The following is a 26,072-nucleotide window of genomic DNA, read 5'->3' on the forward strand; positions in this document are numbered from 1 at the left end:
ATTCAAATAAAAAATCAATGAAACGGCGCCAGCTGCCAGCCCTGCTCGGCCGGCACCAGCTCGCGATCGCAATTCAACGCTTCCGCCGATTCGCCCAGATAATCCACCACCACCATCTCGCCTGAGGCGCGCAGACGCGCCACTTCCTCAGCGGCAGCCGGCAGATGGCGGGCCGCCACGCGGATGCCTCGGCTGGAGTCCCGCTCCGGCAGGATGCGCAGCAGGTCGCGCAAATCCAGGCTGAAGCCGGTGGCCGGACGGGCGCGGCCAAAGCGCCGGCCCACATTGTCGTAGCGGCCGCCGCGCGCGATGGCGTCGGACCAGCCCGGCGCGTAAGCCGCGAACATCAGGCCGGTGTGATAGAAGTCGCCGCGCAGCTCGGCCAGATCGAAGCTCAGCTCCACCCTGCCCTGCATCGCGCGGGCGATGGCGGACAGCTGCATCAGCCCCAGCTCCACCTCCGGCAGCGAAGGCAGACGGGTACGCGCCTTCTCTAGCACAGAAGCCGGGCCATACAACTCCGGCAGCGCCAGGAAAGCGCCCTTGTAAGGTTCGGCCACGCCGGCCACCAGCGCGGCGATGCCGGCGGCGTCCTTATTCTGCAAGAGGCCGAACAGCTCGCGGCTCACCTCCGGCGCGAGGCCGGCCGCCGCGGCCAAGCCCCGGTAGATGGCGATATGGCCCACGTCCAGACGCAGTTTTTCCACGCCGGCTTTTTCCAGCGTGGACAGCATCAAATCGATGATCTCCAGATCGGCCTCAATGCCGGCATAGCCGTACAGCTCCGCCCCCACCTGCAGCGGCTCGCGCGAGCTGGTCAGGCCGGACGGACGGCTATGCACCACGCTGCCGGCGTAGCACAGGCGGGTGACGCCGGTGCGGCCGCCCAACAGGTGGGCGTCGATGCGCGCCACCTGCGGCGTGATGTCGGCGCGCAGGCCCAGCTGGCGACCGGACAACTGATCGTCCAGCTTGAAGGTTTTCAGATCCAGCGTGACGTCGCCTTCGCTGACCAGCGAATCGATGTACTCGATCAGCGGCGGCAGCACCAGCTCGTAGCCAGCCACGCGAAAGCCTTCCAGCATCGCGGCCTTGGCGGACTCAACCTGGCGCGCCGTGGCCGGCAGGATGTCCGCGATATATTCAGGTAACAGCCAATTACGCATTTCGTTTCAACAGAATAAAAGGCGGGAGGAGCCCCGCCTTGTCATCAGCAAACTGGCCAGGTCGCCCCGGCCAGTCTTCTTTATACTAAATTGTCGCTTACTTGCTCTTGCCTTGTCCCGCCTGCGGGTTCTTCAGGTACTTGAAGAAATCGCTGCTCGGGTCCAGCACCAGCACGTCGCTCTTGTTCTTGAACGACTCCTTGTACGCATCCATGCTGCGCCAGAAGGCGTAGAACTCCGGATTCTTGCCGTAGGCCTCGGCGTAGATCGCCCCCGCCTTGGCATCGCCCACGCCCTTCAGCTCCTGCGCCTTGCGATAGGCTTCAGCCAGGATCACGTCGCGCTGCTTGTCGGCTTCCGCCCGCACCCGCTCGGCATCGGCCGCGCCTTCGCTGCGCAGCTTGCTGGCCACGGTGCGGCGCTCGGACTGCATGCGGTCATAGACGGAACTGCTTATTTTATCCGGAAAGTCGACGCGTTTTAAGCGGACATCGAGAATTTCCACACCTATTTTACGCGCATCCGCGTCCGCGCGCTTGCGAACCGTCTCCATGACCTGGTCGCGCTGACCGGAAATGACGTCGGCAACGGTCTTCTGGCCGAACTCCGCGCGCAGGCCATCATTGATGGTCTGCTTCAGACGCGCCACGGCGGCAGCCTCGGTGCCGACGCTCTTGTAGAACTGCGACACATCGACCACGCGCCATTTCACGAAGCTGTCCACCAGCACGTTCTTCTTCTCGCGGGTGTTGAACAGCTCAGGCGTTTCCGCATCGATGGTCTGCACGCGGCGGTCGAAGTAGCGCACGTTCTGCAGCAGCGGAATCTTGAACTGGATGCCCGGCTGGGAGATCACCTTGACCACCTCGCCGAATTGGAAGACCAGCGCGTACTGGCGCTGATCGACGGTGAACAGCGACAAGCTGGCGACAAACAGCGCGCCGGCGATCGCCACCAGGGTTGGGATCAGTCTTTGCGTCATCGCTCCGCTCCAAAAATATCGCGACCGCGCGAGGTATCGCGCCCGTTCTTGGCCGCCGGCGGATTAGCCGGCTGGGCCGGGGCCGCAGGGGCCGGGCTCGCGGAGGGTTGGGCGGGAGCCGGCGCGGCGGCGCCGGGAGCGGTCATCTGCATCAGCTTGTCCAGCGGCAGGTAGAGCAGGCTGTTGCCGCCCTTCTGATCCACCAGCACCTTGCTGCTGTTGTGCATGATCTGCTGCATCATGTCGAGGTACATGCGGTCGCGCATGACCTTGGGCGCCTTGTTGTATTCAGGCAACACTTGCTTGAATCGCTGGGCATCACCCTCGGCTCGTTCCACCACCTGCTGCTGGTAAGCCTCGGCTTCCTGCACCAGGCGCGAGGCCATGCCCTTGGCCTTGGGCACCACCTCGTTGGCGTAGGCCATGCCCTCGTTCAGCAGCTTGTCCTTGTCCTGGCCCGCTTTCACCGCGTCGTCGAACGCCGCCAGCACCTGCTGCGGCGGCTGCACGTCGTTGATGTTGACCTTGGCGATGCGGATGCCGGCCTGGTAACGGTCCAGCACTTCCTGGATCAGCTTGTGCGCGTCGACTGCGATCTGGGCGCGGCCCTCGTTCAGGACGAAGTCCACCTTGTTGCGGCCGACCACCTCGCGGATGGCGGTTTCCGTCGCCTGCTTGACCAGGTCCTTGCCGTCGCGCTCGCGCGCGGCGTTATTGAACAGAAACGCGCGCGCATCCTTGATGTCGTACTGCACCGACAGCTGCACATCGATGATGTTCTGGTCTTCGGTCAGCATCAGCGACTCTTCCGGCACGCGGTTCTGCGCGCTGCCACGATAACCGACTTCGACGCTGCGCACTTCGGTCAGGTTGACGATCTCGGATTTCTCGAACGGATACGGCGCGCGCCATTGCAGGCCCGGCTCGGTCAGGCGATTGAAACTGCCCAGCCGCAGCACCACGCCGGCTTCCCGCGCATCCACCACGTAGAAGCCGCTGGCCAGCCACAAGGCGGCCAATACGCCGATCACGGCGGCGGCGCCGCCTTTGAACGACGGCGGCGACATGCCGGAACCGGGGCGTCCGCCCTGGCCCATCGGATTGTTCGGGCCGCCATTGCCGGACTTGCCGCCCAGCAGGCGGGACAGTTTGCGGTTCAGATCACGGAACACTTCATCGAGGTCCGGTGGCCCATTCTGGCCGTTTCGGCCACGGTTCGGGTCATTCTGCGACATGCTCGTATGGTTCTTTATGGTTGTTTGCGAAAGGTTGCACCCGTTCGGCAATCGCCTCGCGCAAGAGTTCCAGCCCCTCGCCCTTCAGCGCCGATACGCGTACCGAAACGATCTGGCCATCCTCGCCGCGCTCGATCTCCGGCGGCAGCGCTTTCAGATCGCATTTGTTCCATACGATGAGCTGCGGAATGCCATCGGCGTCGATTTCGGCCAGCACCTTGTTCACTTCCTCGATCTGCGCATCGCGCATCTCGTTGGCGCAGTCCACCACATGCAGCAGCAGATTGGCCTGGACCGTCTCCTCCAGCGTGGCGCGGAAAGCCGCCACCAGGGTATGCGGCAGATCGCGGATGAAGCCGACGGTGTCGGACAGCACGACGGAGTTTTGGTGGTTCAGGAACAGCTTGCGGCTGGTGGTGTCCAGCGTGGCGAACAGCTGGTCGGCGGCGTAGCTGTTGGCCTTGGTCAGCGCATTGAACAAGGTGGATTTGCCGGCGTTGGTATAGCCGACGATGGACACCGAAGCGATGCCGGCGCGATTGCGCCCCTTGCGCTGGGTGTTGCGCTGCTTCTGCACCTGGGCCAAACGCTCCTTCAGCGCCTTGACGCGGATGCCGAGCAGGCGGCGGTCGGTTTCCAGCTGGGTTTCGCCTGGGCCGCGCAGGCCGATGCCGCCCTTTTGCCGCTCCAAGTGGGTCCAGCCGCGCACCAGCCGCGTGGACAGATGCGACAGCTGGGCCAGTTCCACCTGCAGCTTGCCTTCATGGCTGCGGGCGCGCTGAGCGAAAATATCGAGGATCAAGCTGTTGCGGTCGATCACGCGGCACTGGATCACGCGCTCCAGGTTGCGCTCCTGGCCCGGCGACAACGCGTGGTTGAAGATCACCACGTTGGCGCCGGTGGCCCGCACCATGGACGCGATCTCCTCCACCTTGCCCTTGCCGGCGAACAGGGCCGCGTCGGGGCGCTGACGCTTGCCCTGCACCATGCCGAGAATTTCGACATGGCTGCTGCGCACCAGCTCGGCGCACTCGGCGACACTTTCCTGGTAGTCGGCATCACCAAAATCCAGGCTGACCAGGACGGCCTGGTCGCCTAAGTCGGGACGATCAAACATGCTGTAGCAATCTAGTGCGGCGATAAAAGACAAAGGCCGAAAGGCCGCATGCATGATGCGGCCAATCGGCCCGGGCGGCGAGGCCGGCTGCCTTAGGCGTCCTGCGCCTGTTCCTGCTTCTGCGCCGGGTGTTCGTGCGGGATGGTAACCGCGCGAGCCGGGACCACGGTGGAGATGGCGTGCTTGTAAACCATCTGGGTGACCGTATTCTTCAGCAGAACCACGTACTGGTCGAAGGATTCAACCTGACCCTGCAGCTTGATGCCGTTGACCAGATAGATGGAGACCGGCACGTGTTCCTTACGCAGGATGTTCAGGAACGGGTCTTGTAACATTTGCCCTTTAGAGCTCATTCGTTTTTCTCCGAATCGTTGATTGTTGTATTAACTGTACAGCGAACAGCGCGGCGGCCTGCTTATTTTTAGCAGAAAACATTCCGGCGTACTATTTTTTGCTGTTTTTGCCGTAGCGAACTTCTTTTTCCCTGCCCCGCATCTTGGACATCGGCTTAGGCTTGGCCCGGGATTTCTCCTTGCCGTCGTCGTTGTCGAACGGGTTTTCCGACGATTTATACTGCACTCTCAGCGGGGTGCCCTGCAGTTTGAACACTTTACGGAAAGTATGTTCCAAATAGCGGGTGTAGCTGTTGGGTATATTGTCGAGCGCGTTGCCGTGCACGACGATGATAGGCGGATTCTGCCCGCCTTGGTGCGCATAGCGCATCTTGGGGCGGATCAGGCCGCTGCGCGGCGGTTGCTGGCGCTCCAGCGCCACCTGCAGCACCCGCGTCAGCTTCGGCGTCGCCAGCTTCACCATCGCGGCGCGGTAAGCCTCGTCGATCGATTTGAACAAGTCTGCCACACCTCGGCCCTCGATGGCCGAGATGTAATGAAACTTTGCGAAATCCAGGAAGTTGAGCTTGCGCGCGATCTCGCGGCGCACGGTGTCTTTCTGCTCGCTGTCCAGGTTGTCCCACTTGTTGACCGCCACCACCAGGGCGCGGCCCGCTTCCAGCGCGAAACCGGCGATGGTGGCGTCCTGCTCGGAGATGTCCAGCTGGGCATCCAGCACCAGCACCGCGACGTTGGCGTCTTCAATCGCCTTCATGGTCTTGATGACGGAGAATTTCTCCAGCATCTCGTTGACCTTGGCGCGGCGACGCACGCCGGCGGTGTCGATGATGGTATAGGTATGGCCTTCGCGCTCAAAATCAATATAGATGCTGTCGCGGGTGGTGCCGGCCTGGTCGAAGGCGATGACGCGCTCCTCGCCCAGAATGGCGTTCACCAGGGTGGACTTGCCGACATTCGGCCGGCCGATCACGGCGAACTTCGGATGGCGGCTGTCTTCTTCCTCCACTTCATCGGGGAAGCCCTCCAGCACCAGTTCCATCAGCTCGCGCACGCCGTCGCCGTGGGCGGCGGAAATCACCAGCGGCTCCCCCAGCGCCAGTTCATGGAACTCGGCGCCGGCGATGGCATGCTTCATGCCTTCCGCCTTGTTGACGGCCAGGAACACCGGACGGTCCAGTTGGCGCAGGCGGTTGGCGATGATCTTGTCTTGCGGCGTCAGGCCGGAACGGCCGTCCACCAGGAACACCACGGCATCGGCTTCGTCAACGGCCTGCAAGGTCTGCTTGGCCATTTCGAACAGGATGCCTTCGTCCACCACCGGCTCGAAACCGCCGGTGTCCACCACCAGATACGGCTTCTCGCCGACCCGGCCGTGACCGTAATGACGGTCACGCGTCAGGCCCGGCTGGTCGGCGACCAGGGCGTCACGGCTGCGGGTCAGCCGGTTGAAGAGGGTCGACTTGCCCACATTGGGGCGGCCGACCAGCGCTACGGTAGGTTTCATGTAAAACTGCTTTTATCCCAAATTCAGCATCGCCAAGCGGCCATCCTGTCCCTGTACCAGGGCGGAGGAGCCGAGCGACACCGGTTGATTGACCGGACCGGAGGTGCCGATCTTGCTGCGGCCGACAATGCCGCCGCTCTCGTTGGATAGCAGATGCGCATAGCCTTCGCCATCCACCACCAGCACGAAGCGGCCCAGCATGACCGGGCCGGAGACATCGCGGTACTTCAGATCGTCGTTTTTCCAGACGTTGCGGCCGCTCTGACGATCATAGGCCCAGACCGAACCGTTTTCCGCCGTCACGTAGACATTGCGGGCATCCACCGCCAGGCCGCGGCTGGACGAGATCTCGCGCGCCCACTGCAGGCTGCCGCTGCGCGCCTCAAAGCAGGCGACGCGCCCTTGATAGGCCACGGCGCACACCTGGCCGCCATCGAATACCGGGCGGCTGGTGACGTCGGTGACGCGCTCCAGCTCGGTGGCGCCGCGCGGCGTGGCCACAGCGCCCTGCCACAGCGAATTGCCGGTTTGCGGATTGATGATGTCGAGCTGGCCGCCGGCCTGCCCCACCATCACCGCCTCGCGGCCCACCGCGCGCATCGAGCCGTCGTTGCGCACCGTCAGCTGCGGCAATACGTTGCCGACCGACCACTGCTGCTTGCCGTCGGCCAGGTTGAACCCCGTCAGACGGGCATCGTTGGTGCGCACGATGACCTTGTCGCCGGCGATCTGCGGCGCTTCCAGCATCAGGCTGGTCAGGGACTGCTCCCACAGCGTCTTGCCGCTGACGCGGTCCACCGCCAGCAGCTTGGCGTCCTGCGTGCCCACCAGCACGGTATCGCCGCTGACGGCGACGCCGGTGCTCAGGCCGCGCTTCAGCGACACATCGCTCTGGATACGGCCGGACAGGGCATCGATGCTGCGGATGCGCCCCGCAGCGTCTGCCGTCACCACATTGCCGTTGGCGTACACCGGCAGGAAGCTGCCGGCCGGCGCCGCCTGCTGCAGCGTCCACTTGAGCTCCAGCGTCTGCAGCGGCTTGATGGCGGCCAGCGGCGTCGGCTGAAATTGCGAGGAACCTTCAAACCAGCTGGCGCAACCAGCCAGCGACAAGGAAGAGATGACAGCGGTAAGCAACAGTTGGCGGCGCATGCGATCAGCCTCCCAGCGCGTCGAGTTTCATCCGAACCAGCTCGCGGCTCGGATTTTCTTCCACCAGCTTGGCCAGCGCGGCCTTGTAGGCGTCGCGCGCGCCGGCGGTATCGCCCTTGGCGGAGAACACATCGCCCTTCAACTCGAGATACTCGGCGTCGAAAGCCGCCGGGTGCGGCTGGTTGAGCTCAGAAATCGCGGCATCGTATTTCTTCTGCTGCAGATGCAGCGAAGCCAGACGCAGGCGGGCGATGGCCTGCATGGCCTCGTCCTTGCCGTTCGTCACCACCCACTGCAGCTGGCTGGAGGCCAGATCGAGATCGTTCTTGTCGAACGCCGCCTTGGCCAGCACCAGCGCGCTGCGGCTGGCGTAAACCGTGCTGGCGAACTCGCCCTGCAATTGCTGGGCCGCCGTTTTCAGCTTGGCGACATCCTTGGCGGCGATGGCTGCGTCCACTGCTTCATACGCGACGGCGGCTTTTTCCGCTTGCTGGCGCTGATACATGCCATAGGCCTTGTAACCCAGGTAGCCGAGGCTGACCGCCAGCACTGCGCCGCCGATCAGTTTGCCCCACTGCTGCCAGAAGGCCTTCATCGAATCGATCTGTTCCTGTTCCTGCAAGTCGAACGCCATTGCGTTCCCCCTTATTCAATCAAGCTTTCAGAGTGGCCAGCGTCGCGGCGACATCCGCGGCTGCCACGGTCTTTTGTTCGATTTCCGCGCGCAAGGCCTTGATCACGGCCTGGCCGGCGGCGATCTCGTTCTCGCCGACGATGACGGCGAACGCTGCGCCGCTGGCATCGGCCTTCTTCATTTGAGACTTGAAGCTGCCCTCGCCCAGGTGCTGCACCACGGAGAAACCGGCGGCGCGCAATTGCTGCGCCAGCTTCATCGAGTACAGGCCCGCGCCCTCGCCCTGGTTGACCAGGTAGACATCGACGCCGCGCTGCGACGGCAGCAGGCCCTTGTCTTGCAGCAACAGCAGCACGCGCTCCATGCCCATGCCGAAGCCGATGCCCGGCGCCGGCTTGCCGCCCAGCTGCTCGATCAGGCCGTCGTAACGGCCGCCGGCGCAGACGGTGCCCTGGGCGCCCAGCTCGGTGGTCACCCACTCGAACACGGACTGGTTATAGTAGTCCAAACCACGCACCAGCCGCGGGTTTTCCACATACTCCACGCCCAGCGCGGCGATCATCGCCTTCCAGCCCTCGTAATGGGCGCGCGACGCCTCGCCCAGATAGTCGGACAGTTTGGGCGCGGCGTTGGCCATTTCCTGCAGCGCCGGATTCTTGGTGTCCAGCACGCGCAGCGGATTGGTGTACAGGCGGCGCTTGCCATCCTCGTCCAGGATGTCGACGTGGCGCTCCAGGTACTGGATCAGCGCGTCGCGGTGGGCGGCGCGCTCTTCCTTGTTGCCCAGCGAGTTGATTTCCAGACGCACATACTGGCTGATGCCGAGACGGCGCCACAGGTCGGCCGTCATCGCGATGATTTCGGCGTCCACGTCCGGGCCGGCAAAGCCCAGCGCTTCCACGCCCATCTGGTGGAACTGGCGGTAGCGGCCCTTTTGCGGACGCTCGTGGCGATACATCGGCCCCATGTACCACACCTTTTGGGTGGCGTTGTAGAGCAGATTGTGCTCGACCACCGCGCGCAGCGTGCCTGCGGTGCCCTCGGGGCGCAGCGTCAGGCTGTCGCCGTTCAGGCTGTCAATGAAGGTGTACATTTCCTTTTCGACGATGTCGGTGACTTCGCCGATGGAACGGACAAACAACGCGGTATTTTCCAGGATAGGGGTGCGGATGTTGTGGTAGCCGTAGTCGGCCAGCAGCTTGCGCAGCACCCCTTCAAAATATTCCCACTGGTAGGATTCGGTCGGCAGCACATCGTTCATGCCTTTGACCGCTTGGTATTTCTGAGCCATTGCTATCTTCTTGTATCAGCTGAATTCTGGTTCCGTCAGGCTTTCACCGGCTGGATCGGAATGGTGCGGCTGGCGTTTTCGCGGCGCTTGGCGCCGCCTTCGCCATAGCGGGTTTTGACATAGTTGTCGACGATGGCGGTGAACTCGGCCGCGATGTTATCGCCCTTCAGCGTCACATCCTTGTGGCCGTCCACATAGACCGGGGCCACCGGCACTTCGCCGGTGCCGGGCAGGGAGATGCCGATGTCGGCCAGCTTGGACTCGCCCGGGCCATTGACCACGCAGCCCATCACCGCCACCTTCATGTCCTCGACGCCAGGGTATTGCAGACGCCATACCGGCATCTGCTCGCGCAGGTAGTTCTGGATATCGTCCGCCAGCTCCTGGAAGAAGGTGCTGGTGGTGCGGCCGCAGCCCGGACAGGCGGTGACCAGCGGCGTAAAGCTGCGCAGACCCATGGTTTGCAGCAACTCCTGCGCCACCACCACTTCCTTGGTGCGCGCCTCGCCCGGCTGCGGCGTCAGCGAGATGCGGATGGTGTCGCCTATGCCCTCCTGCAACAGCACGGCCAGCGCGGCGCTGGAAGCGACGATGCCCTTGCTGCCCATGCCGGCTTCGGTCAAACCCAGGTGCAGCGGGTAGTCGCAGCGGCTGCCCAGCTCGCGGTAGACGCTGATCAGGTCCTGCACATTGCTGACCTTGCAGGACAGGATGATATTGTCCGGCGACAGGCCGATTTCCATGGCTTTATCGGCCGACTCCAGCGCCGAAACAATCAGCGCTTCCTGCATCAGTTTGGGCAGCGGCAAAGGCGCGGCGGAGCGGTTATTGGCGTCCATCATCCGAGCCAGCAAGGCTTGGTCCAGGCTGCCCCAGTTGACGCCGATGCGCACCGCCTTGTCGAGCTCCATCGCGGTGCGGATCATGAAGGCGAACTTGTCGTCGCCCTTGGCGCCCTTGCCGACGTTGCCGGGATTGATCCGGTATTTGGCCAGCGCCTGGGCGCAATCCGGGTATTCCTTCAGCAGACGGTCGCCGTTGAAGTGGAAGTCGCCGACCAGCGGCACATTGCAACCCTGATCATCCAGCCGCTGGCGGATTTCCGCCACGCGCGCCGCCGCTTCCGGCGAGTTGACGGTGATGCGCACCACTTCGGAACCAGCCTGCGCCAGCTGATACACCTGTTCCGCCGTCGCGGCGGCGTCGGCGGTATCGGTATTCGTCATCGACTGCACCACCACTGGCGCGGCGGAGCCTACCAAAACATGCCCCACCCGCACTAGGCGAGTGGGGCGGCGCGCGATATTCACGCTATCCATTCGCTACCCTGCATCACTTGAGTTGAATCTTGGCGGTTGTGCCGCGGATCTTGTCGCTGAAGTCCACCGGCTTGCCGTTGTAGCTCAGCTCCACCTGGCTGGCGTTGCCCACCACCACTTTGAACGGCGCGGTGCCGGAAACCTCGGTGGCATCGCCAGGCTGCATGACTTTGTAAATCAGTTTGCGGCCGGTGGCGTCTTGCACCGATATCCAGGCCGCGTCCTTGACGTTGACGCTGACCTTGTCGTTGCCTGGCGCCGCTGCCGGCGCGCTGGCCATCGGCTTGGCCGCAGCGGCCTTGACCGGGGCGCTCGCCACCGGCTTGGCGGCAATCGCCTTGGCTGGCGCGCTGGCAACAGGCTTGGCAGCAGCCAGCTGGGCCGGGCTGCTGGCTGCCGGCTTGGCGGCCGCCACCGCAGCGGAGGCGGGAGAGTTCGCCGGCGTCGCAGCCGCCGGAGCGGATGCCGCCACGGCAGACGCATCATGCTGCTGGGTCAGCATCGGGGCCAGTTGGTCGTCCGCATGCTGCTCCGCCTTGGCGCCGCCATCGTCGCGATTGGCGTACCAGAAGCCGCCGCCCGCTATGCCGGCGACAATCACCGCCAGCGCCAGCCATTTGCCAATGGACGAGCCTTCGCGGCTTTCCGCCGGTGCCTCCTCCGGCTCGTGCGGCAAGTCGCGCGCGGCGGTGCCTTTTACCAGATTGGCCACATCATTGACGGCCGAGGGGAAATGCTGCTCCAGAGCCTGCATCAGCGGCTCCGGATCCACGCCCAGAAAGCGCGCGTAATTGCGGACGAAGCCACGGACAAAGGTGGCTCCGGGCAAAGCGTCGAAATCGTCGCGCTCAATCGCTTCCAACTGCCGCATCGACAGCTTCAGCCGATCAGCCACTTCCCCCAAGCCCAGTCCGGCCGCCTCGCGCGCCGCTTTCAAACTGGGGCCGATGCCTTTGGGCATCGGAGCGTCTAGATGTTCGTTTGTTCTTTCCATCCTCAGCTTCCACTCAACAGCAGTTGTGTTTCTCTAGAGTCCGGATACCGGTTCTTCAGCTCGCCGGCGCATTCGCTTTCCAACGTGCCGTCGCCGGTCTTGCGGGCGATTCTGGCTCCCAGCCACAGGTCGGCGGCGCCCAAACCCTCGGGACTGGCGCTGCGCAGCCTGCCGAAATAGAAAGCGGCTAGTTTTGCATTACCCTGGCCAAGATGCATCTCCGCCAGTTCGCGCAGCGCCGGCGGATAATTGGGCGCCGCGCGCAAAGCGTCCAGCAGATACTCATTGGCCTTGTCCGCCTGCCCAAGCTTGAGGTTGCAACGCCCCAGGTTCAGATAGGCGGATTGAGGAGAATCATACAGCGGATTGGCCAGCGCCTTCAGAAACAGCGGCAGCGAATCCTGCACTCGGCCGTTTTCGCACAAAAACAGGCCGTAATTGTTGTTGGCGGCCGAATTCGCCGGGTCCAACTGCAAGGCGCGGCGGAAATCCTGTTCCGCCTGATCGTTCTGCTGCAGCAAGCCCAGCACATAGGCCCGGGCGACATACGCGGCCACATAGGACGCATCCGCCTGCACCGCCTGATTGGCGTTGTCCAGCGCCGCCTTCAGATTGCCTATCCTGGCGTACTCCACGGCAAGCTGGCTGCGTATCTGCGCCAGCTCGCTGGAATTAGCCGCCATGGCGGAGGTGGCGACGCCAAATGCCAACAGCCATCCAGCCAACCATCCCCGCCATTTATTCATAGTTTCTTATCCTCGCTTATTTGCATCCATTTGGCCTGACGCCTGGTTTTATCTTGCACTTGGCCGGCCAGTTGACCACAGGCTGCATCGATGTCGTCGCCGCGCGTCTTGCGCACGGTCACCACATAGCCTTGTTCTTGCAGAAGTTCACGGAAAATGCGGATCGCGTTGTTGCTGGAACGATCATAACCCGAGTTGGGGAAAGGATTGAATGGGATCAGGTTGAATTTGCACGGCACGTCCCTCACCAACTCCATCAACTGGCGAGCATGTTCCGGTCTATCGTTGACCCCGTCAAGCATCACATATTCAAAGGTGATGAAATCGCGCGGCGCTTTTTCCAGATAGCGGCTGCAGGCGGCCATCAGCTCCGACAGCGGATATTTCTTGTTGATCGGCACGATCACGTCGCGGATCGCGTCGTTCGGCGCATGCAGCGACACCGCCAGCGCCACCGGGCACTCCTCGCGCAGACGGTCCATCTGCGGCACCAGGCCGGAGGTGGACAACGTGACGCGGCGGCGGCTCAAACCATAGCCATGGTCGTCCAGCATGATCTGCATCGCGCTGACCACGTTGTCGAAATTGGCCAGCGGCTCGCCCATGCCCATCATCACCACATTAGACACCACGCGCTCGTTCTTCGGCGTCACGCCCATGGCCTTGTTGGCCCACCACAGCTGACCGATGATCTCGGCAGTGCTCAGGTTACGGTTGAATCCCTGGCGGCCGGTGGAGCAGAACGTGCACTCCAGCGCGCAACCCACCTGGGATGACACGCACAAAGTGCCGCGGTCGTCTTCCGGAATGAACACGGTTTCCACACCGTTGCCGGTGCCGACGTCGAGCAGCCACTTGCGGGTGCCATCACTGGACTCCTGCCCGGTCATCAGCGACGGCACGCGCACCTCGGCGCGCTCGTGCAGCTTGGCGCGCAGGCTCTTGGCGAGATCGGTCATCGCGTCGAAATCGTCTTCGGCCATCTGGTGCATCCAGCGCATCACTTGCTTGGCGCGGAACGGCTTCTCGCCCATTTCGGCAAAGTGCTGGGTCAACTGGTCCAGATTGAAGTCGAGCAGGTTGGTTTTCATGCAATCCTCGAGAGGGGAAAGAGGCCGCCGCTTGCGCGGCAGCCTCCGGTCAATCAACTACAGTTCGAGATTAGCGCGAGCAGATCTCGGAAGCGGCGAAGAAGTAGGCCACTTCGATGGCAGCGTTTTCCACGCTGTCGGAACCGTGCACGGCGTTGGCATCGATCGAGTCGGCGAAATCGGCGCGGATGGTGCCGGCTTCAGCCTTCTTCGGGTCGGTCGCGCCCATCAGCTCGCGGTTCTTCAGCACGGCGTTCTCGCCTTCCAGCGCCTGGATCATCACCGGGCCGGACACCATGAAGCTCACCAGATCGTTGAAGAACGGGCGTTCTTTGTGCACGGCGTAGAAGCCTTCGGCTTCGGCGCGGGACAGTTGCTTCATCTTGGCGGCCACAACCTTCAGGCCGGCGGATTCGAAGCGGTCGTAGATTTTACCGATTACGTTTTTCGCAACGGCATCCGGCTTAACGATGGACAAGGTACGTTCGATTGCCATATAAATTCTCCCTAACGACAAGACAAGTGGCTAAACTTGAGTATTATGACGCCACTCGGGTTACCCAATTCTGACGAACCCGCTATTTTAGCAGCGTTTTCAAACACGTGCTGCACATTCCATACAGGCACCATGCGAGAACAAAATCAGCAGCAAGCGCCGCAAATCGGCCCGGACGAATCCGACCTCAACAGCAAGCTGAAAAAACGGCTATGGATTGCCGGCGGACTGGTCGCCGTCGCCGTGGCCGCCATTCCACTGATGGACGCGCTGACCAAACCCAAAGTGGAGATGAGCAGCGACGCCCCCACTCCCAGCTCCGGCAAGATCGTCAAACCGGCATCCAGCCCCGAGGCCGGCATCATCACGCCGCCCAAGATCGCCAGCGCGCCCGCGCAGCAAAGCAGCGCGCCGACAGCGGAAGCCGGCAATGGTGCGCCCGTCGCGCCTGCCGCACCCCCCCCGACCACGCCGGACCTGAGCAAAACGCCCGCCATCGCCAACCAGCAAGCGGCCAGCCGACACCCGGCCAGCCCCCACGCAACGGCGCCAAGCCAGACGCAACCCGCCAGCAAAGCCGCAAGCCAGGAACGCGAGACGCCTCCGAGCAAAACGGCAAGCGCTCGCCCACCCAGCACGCCTGCGCGCAACGAAGCGGCCACAGCGCCCAGCATGGACAACGCCGCCGCGCCAAAAGTTGCGCCGCCCGTCGCGACAGCCCTGCCAAGCGCTCCCGCCAAAGCCGAACCCGCCGGCAGCTCTGTGGGCTATCAAGTGCAGCTAGGCCTGTTCGCCAGCATGGGCAACGCCCAAAAACTGGTGAAAGAACTGCAGAAACACGGCATTGCGGCGCACACCGTCACCCGCGTCCAGGTCGGCCCGTTCAAAAACCGGGCCGAGGCTGACGAAGCCATGAAGAAATTGCGCGAACTGGGCTACGCGCCATTGCTCGCTCCCAGCGGGCAATAATAAACAAAGCCCGCTTCCGCGGGCTTTTTCACATCCAGTGAACAAACGCAAAAAAGCCCCGGATTGACTCCAGGGCTTTTTCTGAATTCTGGCAGGCAGTACAGGGCTCGAACCTGTGACCCTCGGAATCAAAATCCGATGCTCTACCAACTGAGCTAACTGCCAACACTATCTCAAACCGCGCAGCGACTTGAGAGAAAAGAACTATACCTTAACTGATTAATTCTGGCAAGCGTTTTATATTATCTTTTGCGCTGGGCAATCAATAAACCACTCACCCGCAGAAATCAGCAAACATACAGATGCAAGCAAAAGAAAAGACCCGACAGATAAACCAAACTGACGAGCCTGATTCTTTATGGTGCCGGTAATAGGAGTCGAACCTACGACCTTCGCATTACGAATGCGCTGCTCTACCAACTGAGCTATACCGGCAATCCAATCTGTTAAAAAAGCCCTGATTCTCTGAATTTGAAAATCAAGGCTTTTTTGAATTCTGGTCGGAGTGAGAGGATTCGAACCTCCGGCCTCTACGTCCCGAACGTAGCGCTCTACCAGGCTAAGCTACACTCCGATTTACTGTTTCCTCAGCTAGCGCCGAGGGAAGCTACTTTACCTCGTTTACTGTTTTCTGACAAGCGATTTTTGTTTAACTGGTCGGAGTGAGAGGATTCGAACCTCCGGCCTCTACGTCCCGAACGTAGCGCTCTACCAGGCTAAGCTACACTCCGACGACCGGTCAAAACTGCTTGTCTGAAAATCTGCTGCTGCATCGCTTGCTGCGGTACAATCAGCGGCTTCAGAGGACGCGCATTATGGAACAAATATGTGGTTTAGGCAACTATCTTTTTATCGTTTGAACGAAGAAAGCCTGGTGGACGCCGACAAGCTGTTGCAGGCATTGGAAAAACGCCCATTCCAACCCTGCATGGGGCTCGATTGGTTCAGCGAAGGGTGGGTTGCGCCGGCTTCCCATCTAGAAGCGCCAGTATATGCGGCACGCGGCAGCCTGATGGTTTCGATGCGGCGCGAGGACAAGGTGTTGCCGGCTTCGGTGATCCGCGACTTCGTCGAAATGAAGGTGCAGGAGATCGAAGACAAGGAGCTGCGCAAGGTAGGCCGCAAGGAAAAGCTGGCCTTGAAGGAACAAGTGACTGACGACCTGCTGCCGCGCGCCTTTGTCCGCAGCAGCCGCACCAGCGCCTATCTGGACATCGCCCGCGGCTGGCTGATGGTGGACTCCGGGTCGTCCAGCAAGGCCGAGGCGCTGATCTCCAAACTGCGCGAGGCGCTGCCGCCCTTCCCGGCCGCGCTGCCGCGCACCAAGATCGCGCCGCATACCGCCATGACCGACTGGTTGGCCGCAGGCGAAGCGCCCGGCGGCTTCGAGCTGGACGCCGACTGCGAGCTGAAAGACGGCAGCGAAAACGGCGCGGTGGTACGCTGCAGCCGCATCGACCTGACCAGCGACGAGATCCGCCAGCATATCGCCACCGGCAAACAGGCCACCAAGCTGGGCCTGATCTGGAACGAGAAAATCCGCTTCCAACTGACCGATACGCTGCAACTGAAGCGCATCCAGTTCCTGGACGTGCTGCAAGACGAAGCCAGCCAGGCCGGGGACGACCGCGAAAGCCTGTTCCAGGCCACCTTCATTCTGATGAGCGAAGAGCTGGGCGAACTGGTGGAAGCACTGGTGGAAGCGCTGGGCGGACTGGAAGACAGCCAGGCGCAGCCGCTTGCCCCCCAGGCTAGCGCGTCGGCGCCAAGCAAAGGCGATGCCGTCGACGTGCCCTGGGATTAAGATCCTACCCAAGCAAACCCCACCCGGCCTGGCCGGGTTTTTTTACGCCCGAACGGCGCGCTGGCCGCTGGGCCATAGCCAAACCCTAACTATTTACTACAAACAATTAATTTAACAAGACTATGAGGATTGCGGATACTGCAAGCATCCAGTATCCGGGAGAGAACGATGAAACAAGACTGGCGCAAGATCCTGCAAGAGATGTGGGCCGGCTTTGCCTGGCTTCAATGATGGCGCAAGACCTATATGGCGCGCATCCTGCCAAGACTATTGAACAGCAAGAAACAATTCAGTGAGCAAACCGGGATTTTTTTACCCGCCGCTGCGGCGTAAGCTGTCGCCATACCTTATTGCAGGCAGCACATCATGCATACCCGACAAGCCGCGCTGTTCATCTCGCACGGCGCGCCGACGCTTCCCATAGAAGACAGCCCCACGCGCCATTTTCTGGAAACGCTGGGACGCGGCTGGCCGCGCCCGCGCGCCATCGTCATCGTTTCCGCCCACTGGGAAACGCATGCGCTGACCGTCAATCTGCAAGCGCGCCCCGACATGCTGTACGACTTCGGCGGCTTTCCTGCAGTCTTGCGCACGCTGCGCTACCCCGCGGCGACCGACCTCGAACTGGCCGAGCGCATTGTCGGCCTGCTCTCCGCGTCCGGCCTGCCGGTTGCGACGACCCAGCAACGCCCGCTGGACCATGGCGTCTGGACGCCGCTGATGCTGATGTTCCCGCAGGCGGACATTCCCCTGGTGATGATCTCGCTGCATCGCCAGGCAGGCGCAGCCGAACACTATGCCCTGGGCCGGGCGCTGCGTCCGCTGCGCGACGAGAACGTGCTGGTGCTGGGCAGCGGCAGCTACACCCATAATCTGTGGGAACTGCAGCCGGAAGGCAGCGCGCCGGCGCCATGGGCGACGGAATTCGCCGGCTGGATGGATCAAGCGCTGACGGAAAACCGGCGCGACGATGTCGTGAACTGGCGCCAGCGCGCGCCCCATGCGCGCGAGAACCACCCCAGCGACGAACACTTCCAGCCGCTCTTGGTGGCGCTTGGCGCCGCCAGCGACGATGCGGAGCCCCAAAAGCTGCATGACGACTGGCGGGCGGGCTCGCTGTCGATGGCGTGCTGGCGTTTTGACTAGAGCGTCCGCAGCTTGCCGCGGAAATCGTCCAAGCGGCGATAGCCCTTGCTCCGCATCAGCTCCGCCATCTCGGCGGCGATGCGGGCAAAGGCCGCCGGCCCCTCGTGATAGAGGCAGGTGCCCACCTGCACCGCGCGCGCGCCGGCCAGGATATGCATGAATGCCTCGCGACCACTCTTCACGCCGCCGCAGCCGACAATGTCTTTGCCCGGCAGCAGGCGATAGAACTCGCGCACATTGGCCAGCGCAGTCGGCAGCACGTAATCGCCGCCCAGGCCGCCCAGGCCATCCTTGGGCTTGATCGCCACGGCTTCGCTGTCCACATCCACCACCAGGCCGTTGCCTATGGAATTGATGCAGGTGACGTAGGCCAGCCGCGGATGGCGATTGAGAATCTCCGCCATCGCGGCGAAGTGCGCCGGATCGAAGTAAGGCGGCAGCTTGACGCCATAGCGGCCGGGCCAGGCCTGGTCAAAGGCGTTCAGCGCCTCCGTCGTCGCCACGAAGTCGTAACCGAGTTGCGGCTTGCCCGGCACATTGGGGCAGGACAGATTGATCTCCGGAATCGCCGGCAGGCCGGCCGCGGCCAGCGTGCGCAGCATGGTCAGATTGTCATCCAGCGTCATGCCGGACAGGGAAAGAAACAAGGGTTTGCCGCAGCCGTAATCGTAGCGGCGCGCATAGTCCAGGTAATAGGCGAATCCGCGATTCGGCAGCCCCATGGAATTGATGCTGCCCAAAGCCGTGCGGTAGTAGCGCGGCTCGGGATTGCCCTCGCGCGCGTGCAAGGTGGCGCTCTTGCTGATCACCGCCGCAGCGGCGGAGGCGCGCACCGTTTCCAGCTCGTCTTCCTCGCGGCACCACACGCCGGAAGCGTTGTACAGGCAGCCAGGCATGGTCTGGCCGAGCCAGGTGACGGACAGGTCGATGGAGGAATGGTCAGGCATGGCGGGCTCCGGTTTGGATTGAAACCGCCGCAGTATCAAGGAAATAGCCTCGCGCCGCGCTGAGCGGTGTCAAGGTTGCGGCGGATGGCATCCTTGCCTCTGCCTTCGTTCCCGCCCTGGCAGAAACTACGCCGCCAAAGACAATGCCCGGCTCATGGCCGGGCATTGGGCGCGCTTCCGCACAAGGAAACGGCTTACATCTGCGCCTGCTGGTAGTTTTCCACGCCCATCAGCTCAATCAGCTTCAATTGCTGCTCCAGCCAGTGCGCGTGGTCGTTTTCGGTTTCTTCTAGCAGCACCATCAGAGCGTCGCGCGTCACGTAGTCGCGCACGCTTTCACAGTGGGCGATCACTTGCTTCAGCAGCGCGCCGACGCGGTACTCCACCTCCAGGTCCGCCTGCAGCATGGCCGGCACGTCCTCGCCCACCTTGATAGCCACCCGGCGCGCCACATTGGGCTTGCCCTGCAGGAACAGGGTGCGGGCAATCAGCGTACGGGCGTGCTCCAACTCATCCTCGCGCTCATGATCAATCCGCTCGAACAGTTTGTTCAGCCCCATGTCCTTGTACATCTCGGCATGGATGAAATACTGGTCGGCGGCGGACAGCTCCTCGGCTAAGAGGTCGTTGAGCAGCGCCAGGGTTTGGGGATCGCCTTGCATGATCGTTTCCTGTTGTTCTTGGTGATTCAAGCCGTCATTCTAGGCGCTCAGCGCATCAGATGCACGCCCTGATAGAAAGCGAAAGACAGCAGCCAGGCCAGCAACACCGACCAGCCGACCGACATCGCGGTGAAACGCCAATCCTTGGACTCGCGGTGCATAGCCGCCACCGTGGACAGGCAAGGCACATACACCAGCGTGAAGATCAGGAAGCTCATCGCCGACACCCAGTCCAGATGCTGCACCAGCACCCCGCCCAAGCCGGCCTCGGACACGCCGTAAATCACCGCCAGGCTGCCCAGCAGAATCTCCTTGGCGATGAAGCCGAACAGCAGCGCCACCGCCAGCTCCGCGCGGATGCCTATCGGGTCCAGCACCGGCGACATCGTCTCGCCCAGCACGTAGGCCAGGGTCTTGTCGTGGCCGGCCGGGATGTGGGTCAGCAGCCAGACCATCACCACGCCGGCCAGGATGAAGGTGGACGCCAGGCGCAGGAAGGCACTCACCTCCCCCACCGCCCGCGTCAGCATGTGGCGCGCGCCCGGCAGGCGATACGGCGGCACTTCCAGCAGGAAGGCCTCGTCGCCGCGGTAGCGGCGCTTGAACACCCAGGCGGTGATGATGGCGGCGACGAAAGTCATCAGATACAGGCCGGACACCACCCACGGCGCCTGCGCCTTGCTGAACAAAATGCCGGCGAAGAACACCACCACCTGCAGGCGCGCCGAACACAGCGAAAACGGGATCACCAGCATGGTCAGCAACCGCTGTTTGCGCTCGCGCATCACCCGCGTGCCGAGGATGGCCGGCACATTGCAGCCGAAGCCCATCAATTGCATCACGAAGCCGCGGCCATCCAGCCCCAGCTTCGCCATCATCGCATCCGTGAGGAAAGCGGCGCGCGCCAGATAGCCGCTGTCTTCCACCATGGCCATCAGCACGAAGAAGACGAATAGAATGGGGGCGAAAGTCAGCACAGTCGCCACGCCCTGCCACACGCCGTCCAGCACCAAGCTCTGCAGGATGGCCGGCAGCGAAGCGACGGCCGGCGCCAGCGCCTGGTCCTTGACCCAGTCCAGCACGCCGCCCACGGCGTCCTGCAATGGGGTGCCGATCTGGTAGGTCAGATTGAACAGCAAGGCCATGAAGGCGAAGAACAGCGGCAGGCCCAGCCACGGGTGCAGCAGCCAGCGGTCCACTTTCTCGGTCAGCAGCACCGGCAGCACCGGCGGCAAGCGCCAGCAGCCTTCCAGCTTGCGGCGGGCCATGTCGATGGCACGCTGCGCCTCCGGCACGTTCTCCAGTTGCGCGTGCACCGCGGGGCCATCCTGCGCGGCCAGCTGGTTCAAGGCGGCATTGAGTTTGGGCCAGCCTTCCATACGCTTGGCCGACACCAGCACCACCGGCGCCTGCAGGCGCTCGGCCAGCGCGTCGGCATCCACCGTCACGCCCAGCAGCTTGGCCTCGTCCGCCATATTCAATACCACCAGGCAGGGCAGGCCGCTGGCCAATACTTGCAAGGCCAGCGGCAGCTGGCGGTCCAGTTGGCTGGCGTTCAGCACCAGCACCGCGCCGTCAAACGGCGTGGACAGCAGCACGTCGCGGACCACCGCCTCGTCGTCGGTATAGCCGGTCAGATCGTTGACGCCGGGCAAGTCGATCAGCTCCACCATCTTGCCGCCCAAGAGCAAACGCGAACTGATCAGCTCCACGGTCAGTCCGGGCCAATTGCCCACGCGCTGCGACATGCCAGTCAAGCGGTTGAATAAGGTGGACTTGCCGGTATTGGGCAGGCCGATCAAGGCAAACCGCTTCATGCCGCCGCCCTCACTTCGATATGGCGCGCCAGGCTGCGGCGCAACAGGAAGCGGGTGGCGCCCACTTCCAGCAGCAAGGGGCCGCCCCAGGGCGCGGCCTTGCGCAAGTGGAAACGGCAGCCCGGCACCAGGCCGAAAGCCGCCACGCGGCGGAAGGCTTCTTCAGCCAGATTCAGCCGCTCGACGATGCCGTGGGCGCCGGCGGGAAAGATGTCCAGGGACGACATGATGTTTTTTGTCCTGATAATAACGGGAATAATTTGCATTAGTATATCGAATCGCCTCCTTGCCTCTTGCGACAATTTGTCGCAATCCCGGGTCGGCTTGACCGAGGTCAAACGCTTCACGCTCACGCCGCCGCCGGTCAATTCCATAGCCGGAAGCGCCGCTAAACGGTTAAAATTGCAGCCATTGCAATAAACGACACACGGGCCAACGACTATGAGCATCAAATCGGACAAGTGGATTCGCCGGATGGCGGCGGAACAGGGCATGATCGAGCCGTTCCAGCCCAATCAGGTGAAGATGGACGAAGACGGCCAGAAGCTGATTTCCTTCGGCACATCCAGCTACGGCTACGATATCCGCTGCGCCGACGAGTTCAAGGTGTTCACCAACATCAACAGCACCATCGTCGACCCGAAAAACTTCGACCCCAACTCCTTCGTGGAAGTCTCCGGCAAGGGCTACTGCATCATCCCGCCCAATAGCTTCGCGCTGGCGCGCACCGTGGAATACTTCCGCATCCCGCGCAATGTGCTGACCGTCTGCCTGGGCAAATCCACCTATGCCCGCTGCGGCATCATCGTCAACGTCACCCCGTTCGAACCAGAATGGGAAGGCTACGTCACGCTGGAGTTCTCCAACACCACCCCGCTGCCGGCCAAGATCTACGCCAACGAGGGCGTGGCGCAGGTGCTGTTCTTCGAGTCCGATGAAATCTGCGACGTGTCGTACAAGGACCGCGCCGGCAAATACCAGGGCCAGGTGGGCGTTACCCTGCCCCGCCCCTGACCGTACTTTCGTACGATTGTCCAGACAGGATGGCCCCGGCCATCCTGTTGCATTTGCGGCAGCCGCAAAAAACCCTCTCGCAATTTCCACCAACTGTTCTAGGCTAAACAAAGGGTTAGCTGACATCCCGGTTGTGCCGACCCTTTGCACAGCAAGCTGTTTCTTCTTGGGGCGTCGCGGTTCCCCCTTGCCGCTACGCCCCCTTTTTATGCTCCGCCCCTTGCCAGGCCCTAAGTCCGCACGCATGCTTGCCTGCTCACGCAAACAAAGGGACCTGATGGACATCTACGACTTTTCCTTCCGTCGCCTGAATGGCGCCGAACAATCACTGACCGACTACCGCGGCCGCGTGCTGCTGCTGGTCAACACCGCCAGCCGCTGCGGCTTTACCTCGCAATACGCCGGGCTGCAACAGCTGCACGCCGACTACGCCGACCAAGGGCTGACGGTGATAGGCTTCCCTTGCAATCAGTTCGGCGCGCAGGAGCCGGGCACGGCTGACGAGATCGGTGACTTTTGCCAGAAGAATTACGGCGTGGACTTCGTGATGGCCGACAAGATCCAGGTCAACGGCAACGACGCCCATCCGCTGTGGCGCTATCTGAAGCAGCAGCAACCGGGCTTGCTGGGCATTGAAATGATCAAGTGGAACTTCACCAAGTTTCTGGTGAACCGCGAAGGACGCGTGGTCGCCCGCCATGCGCCGCAGACCGAGCCGGCCGAACTGGCCACGGCCATAGAAAAGCTGCTGTAAGCCTTACGCCGCGCCCAAACAAAAGGCCGGACATCGCTGTCCGGCCTGTTATTGCGCTGCCGCCATCAGGACTGGCAATCATCCAGCGAGTTGCGCGCCAAATGCGCCAGCTGATCCAGCTCATCGTCCAGATGCGCCTGCATATCCAGCAAGGCGGCGCGCAGCACCGCCGCCGCCAAAGCCGACTGCTCGCCATTGAACACATGCGCCAACACGCGCAGCTCGCGGCAGGCCGTCAGATCCAAAGGCACCTCCAGCACGCGCACCGTCGGCATATCCAGCTCCGCTCCTGAATCGACATTGCCGATGCGCTGGCTCTCCAGCGCGGTCAGCAGGGTTTTCAAGGCCAATCCCATCATTGCCTCCCTTTGCGTTGCCAGATGCAAAAGCGTATTGGCCTTGCGGCATTCCGCCGTGCAAAACGGCTGCGTCGTCCCCTCGCCCCGTTCCGCCAAACTTCGACTTAATGCCTGCGCAGGCCTCCGTCCCCCGCGCCGCTCAAGATGTCGCGGCAAGCCTGGGTGGCGCGCAGCATCTGGCTATCATCCAGCGCCTCCCAGGCATCCGCGATGGCGGCGCCCAACAATTCCCCAGCCAAGGCCTCGCTGCTGTTTTCAAACACAGCCGCCAAGGCCATCAACTCCAAAGCCAGATCGCCAGACAGCGCCGCGCTGACGCGGCGTTGCGACACGGCGGATATGCCGCCCAAAGGCGGACGCGGCGTGCCCAAGCGATCGATCAAGCCGTCAATACTCTTCCCCATAGCCTCTCCGTTTCATGCCCCGCGCGGCGTCCCCATCCGCGGCGAAGACTCTTTGAACATAGGCCAAGCGGCGGTAAAAAACCGGGCTAGCTGCGCGCCTCGAAACCGGCCAGCACATTCACCACATTGTCGCCTATCGGCCCCACCGCGTAGCCGCCCTCCAGGCAGAACAGCGTCGGCAGTTTCAGTCCCGCCAGACGCGCCCCCAGCGTGACGAAGTCCGGCGTGCCCAGTTGGAAACGGGAAATCGGGTCGCCCTCGAAGGTGTCGACGCCCAGCGACACCACCAGCGCCTCGGCGCCGAAGCGGGCGATCTGCTCCAGCGCGCAGTCCAGCGCGAAGAACCAGGTGCTGACGCAGGAACCCGCCGCCAGCGGAAAATTGAAGTTGTACCCCAGCCCCTCGCCCTCGCCCTTTTCGTCGGCAAAACCCAGGAAGAATGGATATTCCGTGCGCGGATCGCCGTGGATGGACAAAAACAGCACGTCGGAGCGGTGATAGAAAATATCCTGGGTGCCGTTGCCGTGGTGGTAATCGACGTCCAGCACGGCCACCCGGTGCGCGCCGCGATCGCGCAGCGCCTGGGCGGCGATGGCGGCGTTATTGAAGAAGCAATACCCGCCGCAATAGTCGCGCGCGGCATGATGACCGGGCGGCCGGGTCAACGCGAAGATGGCGCGCTCGCCGCCGATCAGCCTGTCCACCGCGGTCAGCGCCACATCGGAGGAAGCGGTGGCCGCCTGCCAGGTGCCGGCGGTGATCGGCGTGCCGCAGTCCATCGAGTAGTAACAGAGCTGGCCTTCCACATGCTCCGGCACGGCCTCGCGCAAGCGGCGGATCTGCCACATCTTGGGCAAGGCGTCATAATCGCGCCCCATCTCGCTCCAGCGCTGCCAGGCAGTTTCCAGGAAGCGGACATACCCCTCGTCGTGCACGCGTAGAATCGGCTCCAGACCATGCCGGCGCGGATGCGCGACGTCGCCCAGATCGCGCTGCCGCACCGCGGCCAGCACCATGTCGGCGCGGGAAGGGGTTTCGAAACAAGGCTTCAGCGTGCCGTCTATCAACTCGGAACGGCCGTGCTGCAGACGGTGGGAATCGGAATAGATGGTAAGCATGGACTTTTCCGGCAATGGAAAACTCTATGCTCCCGCCATGGCATGCCAGGGGTCAAACCTTGTTCGCGGCACATTTGCGCCAGAGCAAGCGCGGATCAGGATACTTGGCCGGCCACGTAATACCAGCGTCCATCCTCGCGGACGAAGCGGCTGACCTCGTGCAGGCGCTCAGCCTTGCCGCCCACTTTGTAACGGGCGACAAACTCGACCAGCCCTGCCTCATCGCCGTCCAATCCGGCCTCGCAACGCTGGATTTCCAGCCCTATCCATTTCACCACGCCAGCGTCTTCGGCCAGATTCAATTGTTCAGGCCGGGTGGACGCATGCCAGGTGGCCAGCAGATAGTCTTCCAGCCCCAGCGCATAGGCGCTGTAGCGGGAACGCATCAGCGCCTGCGCGGTGGGCGCCGGCGGCGCGTCGGGCTGATGATAGCGGCCGCAGCAGGCCGCCAGATCGCCGCCTCCGCAGGGGCAGGCGACATAGGCGTGTTTCTTCGACTTCATTCAGTAACCCAGCGGGGGCAGGCCGTACAACTTGAGCAGAAAATTGCTGAAAGCGGGATCGGCCGGTTTCGGCGTGTACTTGGGCCAGCGGCGCATCCATTCGCGCAGATGGGCCTCCAGCCTGGCGCGGAAGGCATCGGAATCGATGCGTCCCGCTTCGCGCTCCACCGTCAGCTGGCGGTAGATGGCGAAATTGTCGTTGTCGACGGCATTGGCGCCGGCAATGCGCAAGCGCGCCGCGCCAAGCTGGTCGGCCGCCGCGGTGCGGGTCAGCTCGCCAGACTTGACGCGATCGGCCAGCCGATTCGCCTCATCCAGCAGTTGGTCCACCTTGCTGGAGGCGGGGCGAACCGTTGGCGTCGAGGCCGCGCCGCCGCCAGGATGCACCGGCGCCGCGATCTGTTGCAGGCTGCCGCAGGCGGTCAAGCCGCCCAGCACCGTCAAACCGATGATCAGTCTTTTCATGGCGGCCATTGTAGCCCGTCAGGCCCTTGC

28 protein-coding genes and 3 tRNA genes are annotated in these 26,072 nt (G+C 62.8%); 5 read left to right on the forward strand and 26 right to left on the reverse strand.

The annotated features are described in order from the left end of the window. Positions 1-14 precede the first annotated feature (14 nt). The 14 genes from C2134_RS10610 to ndk form a co-directional block, all read right to left on the reverse strand. Positions 15-1,166, reverse strand: a complete 1,152-nt coding sequence (locus tag C2134_RS10610; RefSeq protein ID WP_103319892.1) for an ATP phosphoribosyltransferase regulatory subunit — start codon at positions 1,164-1,166, stop codon at positions 15-17. Positions 1,167-1,263: 97 nt separating this feature from the next. Beyond that, the gene (hflC, locus tag C2134_RS10615) at positions 1,264-2,148 is read right to left on the reverse strand and encodes a protease modulator HflC (RefSeq protein WP_103319894.1); all 885 of its coding nucleotides are present in this window, start codon (positions 2,146-2,148) and stop codon (positions 1,264-1,266) included. Then, positions 2,145-3,383 (reverse strand): FtsH protease activity modulator HflK, encoded by a 1,239-nt coding sequence (gene hflK, locus C2134_RS10620; RefSeq protein ID WP_103319896.1) that lies wholly within the window; start codon positions 3,381-3,383, stop codon positions 2,145-2,147. Before hflK ends, hflC begins: the two co-directional genes overlap by 4 nt. Then, a complete protein-coding gene (gene hflX / locus C2134_RS10625; RefSeq protein ID WP_103319898.1) occupies positions 3,370-4,500 on the reverse strand; it encodes a ribosome rescue GTPase HflX in 1,131 nt (376 codons plus the stop codon). The genes hflK and hflX overlap by 14 nt, the downstream gene beginning before the upstream one ends. Before the next feature lie 92 nt (positions 4,501-4,592). After that, positions 4,593-4,853, reverse strand: coding sequence for an RNA chaperone Hfq (gene hfq, locus C2134_RS10630; RefSeq protein ID WP_043625265.1), 261 nt, complete (start codon positions 4,851-4,853; stop codon positions 4,593-4,595). A 91-nt stretch (positions 4,854-4,944) separates the two neighbouring features. Further along, entirely contained in the window at positions 4,945-6,357 is a 1,413-nt protein-coding gene (der, locus tag C2134_RS10635) for a ribosome biogenesis GTPase Der (protein WP_103319900.1), read from the reverse strand. 12 nt (positions 6,358-6,369) lie between these two features. After that, the gene (bamB, locus tag C2134_RS10640) at positions 6,370-7,509 is read right to left on the reverse strand and encodes an outer membrane protein assembly factor BamB (RefSeq protein WP_103319902.1); all 1,140 of its coding nucleotides are present in this window, start codon (positions 7,507-7,509) and stop codon (positions 6,370-6,372) included. A gap of 4 nt (positions 7,510-7,513) precedes the next feature. Next, positions 7,514-8,143 (reverse strand): YfgM family protein, encoded by a 630-nt coding sequence (locus tag C2134_RS10645; protein ID WP_103319903.1) that lies wholly within the window; start codon positions 8,141-8,143, stop codon positions 7,514-7,516. A gap of 19 nt (positions 8,144-8,162) precedes the next feature. After that, positions 8,163-9,434, reverse strand: a complete 1,272-nt coding sequence (hisS, locus tag C2134_RS10650; RefSeq protein WP_071108188.1) for a histidine--tRNA ligase — start codon at positions 9,432-9,434, stop codon at positions 8,163-8,165. Positions 9,435-9,469: 35 nt separating this feature from the next. After that, a complete protein-coding gene (gene ispG, locus C2134_RS10655; RefSeq protein WP_103319905.1) occupies positions 9,470-10,753 on the reverse strand; it encodes a flavodoxin-dependent (E)-4-hydroxy-3-methylbut-2-enyl-diphosphate synthase in 1,284 nt (427 codons plus the stop codon). Between the two features lie 13 nt (positions 10,754-10,766). Beyond that, positions 10,767-11,747, reverse strand: a complete 981-nt coding sequence (locus C2134_RS10660; protein ID WP_146042132.1) for a helix-turn-helix domain-containing protein — start codon at positions 11,745-11,747, stop codon at positions 10,767-10,769. 2 nt (positions 11,748-11,749) lie between these two features. Beyond that, positions 11,750-12,493: a type IV pilus biogenesis/stability protein PilW gene (gene pilW, locus C2134_RS10665; RefSeq protein ID WP_071108191.1), complete on the reverse strand. Its 744-nt coding sequence runs from the start codon at positions 12,491-12,493 to the stop codon at positions 11,750-11,752. Beyond that, positions 12,490-13,584: a dual-specificity RNA methyltransferase RlmN gene (gene rlmN, locus C2134_RS10670; protein WP_103319908.1), complete on the reverse strand. Its 1,095-nt coding sequence runs from the start codon at positions 13,582-13,584 to the stop codon at positions 12,490-12,492. The genes pilW and rlmN overlap by 4 nt, the downstream gene beginning before the upstream one ends. A 70-nt stretch (positions 13,585-13,654) precedes the next feature. Then, positions 13,655-14,080, reverse strand: coding sequence for a nucleoside-diphosphate kinase (ndk, locus tag C2134_RS10675; RefSeq protein WP_043625243.1), 426 nt, complete (start codon positions 14,078-14,080; stop codon positions 13,655-13,657). 132 nt (positions 14,081-14,212) lie between these two features. On the opposite strand from ndk, the gene C2134_RS10680 reads away from it, so the two are divergent. Beyond that, entirely contained in the window at positions 14,213-15,049 is an 837-nt protein-coding gene (locus C2134_RS10680; protein ID WP_103319910.1) for an SPOR domain-containing protein, read from the forward strand. A gap of 359 nt (positions 15,050-15,408) precedes the next feature. On the opposite strand, the gene C2134_RS10690 is transcribed toward C2134_RS10680, so the two are convergent. The 3 genes from C2134_RS10690 to C2134_RS10700 form a co-directional block, all read right to left on the reverse strand. Continuing rightward, positions 15,409-15,484: transfer RNA gene (locus tag C2134_RS10690), tRNA-Thr, on the reverse strand. A 62-nt stretch (positions 15,485-15,546) separates the two neighbouring features. Further along, a tRNA-Pro gene (locus C2134_RS10695) sits at positions 15,547-15,623 on the reverse strand. Between the two features lie 80 nt (positions 15,624-15,703). Next, a tRNA-Pro gene (locus tag C2134_RS10700) sits at positions 15,704-15,780 on the reverse strand. Positions 15,781-15,875: 95 nt separating this feature from the next. On the opposite strand from C2134_RS10700, the gene C2134_RS10705 reads away from it, so the two are divergent. Both C2134_RS10705 and C2134_RS10710 read left to right on the forward strand, forming a co-directional pair. Continuing rightward, positions 15,876-16,853: a recombination-associated protein RdgC gene (locus tag C2134_RS10705; protein ID WP_103319911.1), complete on the forward strand. Its 978-nt coding sequence runs from the start codon at positions 15,876-15,878 to the stop codon at positions 16,851-16,853. Between the two features lie 366 nt (positions 16,854-17,219). After that, positions 17,220-17,999, forward strand: coding sequence for a DODA-type extradiol aromatic ring-opening family dioxygenase (locus C2134_RS10710; protein WP_103319913.1), 780 nt, complete (start codon positions 17,220-17,222; stop codon positions 17,997-17,999). Here C2134_RS10710 and C2134_RS10715 read toward each other — a convergent pair. The 4 genes from C2134_RS10715 to C2134_RS21550 all read right to left on the reverse strand — a co-directional run bounded on the left by C2134_RS10715 (position 17,996) and on the right by C2134_RS21550 (position 21,652). Next, positions 17,996-18,946 carry a dihydroorotate oxidase gene (locus C2134_RS10715; RefSeq protein WP_103319915.1) on the reverse strand — a complete coding sequence of 317 codons (951 nt, stop codon included), beginning with the start codon at positions 18,944-18,946 and terminating at the stop codon, positions 17,996-17,998. The genes C2134_RS10710 and C2134_RS10715 overlap by 4 nt on opposite strands. 194 nt (positions 18,947-19,140) lie before the next feature. After that, positions 19,141-19,608, reverse strand: a complete 468-nt coding sequence (gene bfr, locus C2134_RS10720) for a bacterioferritin (RefSeq protein WP_103319916.1) — start codon at positions 19,606-19,608, stop codon at positions 19,141-19,143. A gap of 47 nt (positions 19,609-19,655) precedes the next feature. Then, positions 19,656-21,425 carry a ferrous iron transport protein B gene (gene feoB, locus C2134_RS10725; protein WP_103319918.1) on the reverse strand — a complete coding sequence of 590 codons (1,770 nt, stop codon included), beginning with the start codon at positions 21,423-21,425 and terminating at the stop codon, positions 19,656-19,658. Next, positions 21,422-21,652 (reverse strand): FeoA family protein, encoded by a 231-nt coding sequence (locus C2134_RS21550; RefSeq protein WP_043625227.1) that lies wholly within the window; start codon positions 21,650-21,652, stop codon positions 21,422-21,424. Before C2134_RS21550 ends, feoB begins: the two co-directional genes overlap by 4 nt. 214 nt (positions 21,653-21,866) lie before the next feature. Between C2134_RS21550 and dcd the strand changes: the two genes are divergently transcribed. After that, positions 21,867-22,439, forward strand: a complete 573-nt coding sequence (gene dcd / locus C2134_RS10735; protein ID WP_043625225.1) for a dCTP deaminase — start codon at positions 21,867-21,869, stop codon at positions 22,437-22,439. 277 nt (positions 22,440-22,716) lie between these two features. Continuing rightward, positions 22,717-23,193, forward strand: a complete 477-nt coding sequence (locus tag C2134_RS10740; RefSeq protein ID WP_103319920.1) for a glutathione peroxidase — start codon at positions 22,717-22,719, stop codon at positions 23,191-23,193. 65 nt (positions 23,194-23,258) lie between these two features. Here the strand turns inward: C2134_RS10740 and C2134_RS10745 are convergent, their stop codons facing one another. The 5 genes from C2134_RS10745 to C2134_RS10765 form a co-directional block, all read right to left on the reverse strand. Beyond that, positions 23,259-23,537, reverse strand: coding sequence for a hypothetical protein (locus tag C2134_RS10745; protein ID WP_233196416.1), 279 nt, complete (start codon positions 23,535-23,537; stop codon positions 23,259-23,261). Positions 23,538-23,656: 119 nt separating this feature from the next. Continuing rightward, complete coding sequence (locus tag C2134_RS10750) at positions 23,657-23,956, reverse strand: hypothetical protein (RefSeq protein WP_071108202.1); 300 nt, start codon at positions 23,954-23,956, stop codon at positions 23,657-23,659. A gap of 86 nt (positions 23,957-24,042) precedes the next feature. After that, positions 24,043-25,074, reverse strand: coding sequence for a histone deacetylase family protein (locus C2134_RS10755; RefSeq protein ID WP_103319922.1), 1,032 nt, complete (start codon positions 25,072-25,074; stop codon positions 24,043-24,045). A 95-nt stretch (positions 25,075-25,169) separates the two neighbouring features. Further along, the gene (locus tag C2134_RS10760; protein ID WP_103319924.1) at positions 25,170-25,577 is read right to left on the reverse strand and encodes a YchJ family protein; all 408 of its coding nucleotides are present in this window, start codon (positions 25,575-25,577) and stop codon (positions 25,170-25,172) included. Continuing rightward, entirely contained in the window at positions 25,578-26,042 is a 465-nt protein-coding gene (locus C2134_RS10765) for a hypothetical protein (protein ID WP_103319956.1), read from the reverse strand. Positions 26,043-26,072 lie beyond the last annotated feature (30 nt).

The organism is Chromobacterium sinusclupearum, assembly GCF_002902845.1.
In the GTDB taxonomy this organism is placed as follows: domain Bacteria; phylum Pseudomonadota; class Gammaproteobacteria; order Burkholderiales; family Chromobacteriaceae; genus Chromobacterium; species Chromobacterium sinusclupearum.

Coding starts and splice junctions, on each gene's coding strand:
- dcd (WP_043625225.1), top strand. CDS start 21,867: ATGAGCATCAAATCGGACAAGTGGATTCGCCGGATGGCGGCGGAACAG.
- ispG (WP_103319905.1), bottom strand. CDS start 10,753: ATGGATAGCGTGAATATCGCGCGCCGCCCCACTCGCCTAGTGCGGGTG.
- C2134_RS10610 (WP_103319892.1), bottom strand. CDS start 1,166: ATGCGTAATTGGCTGTTACCTGAATATATCGCGGACATCCTGCCGGCC.
- C2134_RS10760 (WP_103319924.1), bottom strand. CDS start 25,577: ATGAAGTCGAAGAAACACGCCTATGTCGCCTGCCCCTGCGGAGGCGGC.
- ndk (WP_043625243.1), bottom strand. CDS start 14,080: ATGGCAATCGAACGTACCTTGTCCATCGTTAAGCCGGATGCCGTTGCG.
- C2134_RS10705 (WP_103319911.1), top strand. CDS start 15,876: ATGTGGTTTAGGCAACTATCTTTTTATCGTTTGAACGAAGAAAGCCTG.
- C2134_RS10645 (WP_103319903.1), bottom strand. CDS start 8,143: ATGGCGTTCGACTTGCAGGAACAGGAACAGATCGATTCGATGAAGGCC.
- pilW (WP_071108191.1), bottom strand. CDS start 12,493: ATGAATAAATGGCGGGGATGGTTGGCTGGATGGCTGTTGGCATTTGGC.
- feoB (WP_103319918.1), bottom strand. CDS start 21,425: ATGAAGCGGTTTGCCTTGATCGGCCTGCCCAATACCGGCAAGTCCACC.
- bamB (WP_103319902.1), bottom strand. CDS start 7,509: ATGCGCCGCCAACTGTTGCTTACCGCTGTCATCTCTTCCTTGTCGCTG.
- C2134_RS10710 (WP_103319913.1), top strand. CDS start 17,220: ATGCATACCCGACAAGCCGCGCTGTTCATCTCGCACGGCGCGCCGACG.
- hflK (WP_103319896.1), bottom strand. CDS start 3,383: ATGTCGCAGAATGACCCGAACCGTGGCCGAAACGGCCAGAATGGGCCA.
- C2134_RS10750 (WP_071108202.1), bottom strand. CDS start 23,956: ATGGGGAAGAGTATTGACGGCTTGATCGATCGCTTGGGCACGCCGCGT.
- hflX (WP_103319898.1), bottom strand. CDS start 4,500: ATGTTTGATCGTCCCGACTTAGGCGACCAGGCCGTCCTGGTCAGCCTG.
- rlmN (WP_103319908.1), bottom strand. CDS start 13,584: ATGAAAACCAACCTGCTCGACTTCAATCTGGACCAGTTGACCCAGCAC.
- bfr (WP_103319916.1), bottom strand. CDS start 19,608: ATGCAAGGCGATCCCCAAACCCTGGCGCTGCTCAACGACCTCTTAGCC.
- C2134_RS10765 (WP_103319956.1), bottom strand. CDS start 26,042: ATGAAAAGACTGATCATCGGTTTGACGGTGCTGGGCGGCTTGACCGCC.
- hfq (WP_043625265.1), bottom strand. CDS start 4,853: ATGAGCTCTAAAGGGCAAATGTTACAAGACCCGTTCCTGAACATCCTG.
- hisS (WP_071108188.1), bottom strand. CDS start 9,434: ATGGCTCAGAAATACCAAGCGGTCAAAGGCATGAACGATGTGCTGCCG.
- C2134_RS10660 (WP_146042132.1), bottom strand. CDS start 11,747: ATGGAAAGAACAAACGAACATCTAGACGCTCCGATGCCCAAAGGCATC.
- C2134_RS10755 (WP_103319922.1), bottom strand. CDS start 25,074: ATGCTTACCATCTATTCCGATTCCCACCGTCTGCAGCACGGCCGTTCC.
- hflC (WP_103319894.1), bottom strand. CDS start 2,148: ATGACGCAAAGACTGATCCCAACCCTGGTGGCGATCGCCGGCGCGCTG.
- C2134_RS10715 (WP_103319915.1), bottom strand. CDS start 18,946: ATGCCTGACCATTCCTCCATCGACCTGTCCGTCACCTGGCTCGGCCAG.
- C2134_RS10680 (WP_103319910.1), top strand. CDS start 14,213: ATGCGAGAACAAAATCAGCAGCAAGCGCCGCAAATCGGCCCGGACGAA.
- C2134_RS10740 (WP_103319920.1), top strand. CDS start 22,717: ATGGACATCTACGACTTTTCCTTCCGTCGCCTGAATGGCGCCGAACAA.
- C2134_RS21550 (WP_043625227.1), bottom strand. CDS start 21,652: ATGTCGTCCCTGGACATCTTTCCCGCCGGCGCCCACGGCATCGTCGAG.
- der (WP_103319900.1), bottom strand. CDS start 6,357: ATGAAACCTACCGTAGCGCTGGTCGGCCGCCCCAATGTGGGCAAGTCG.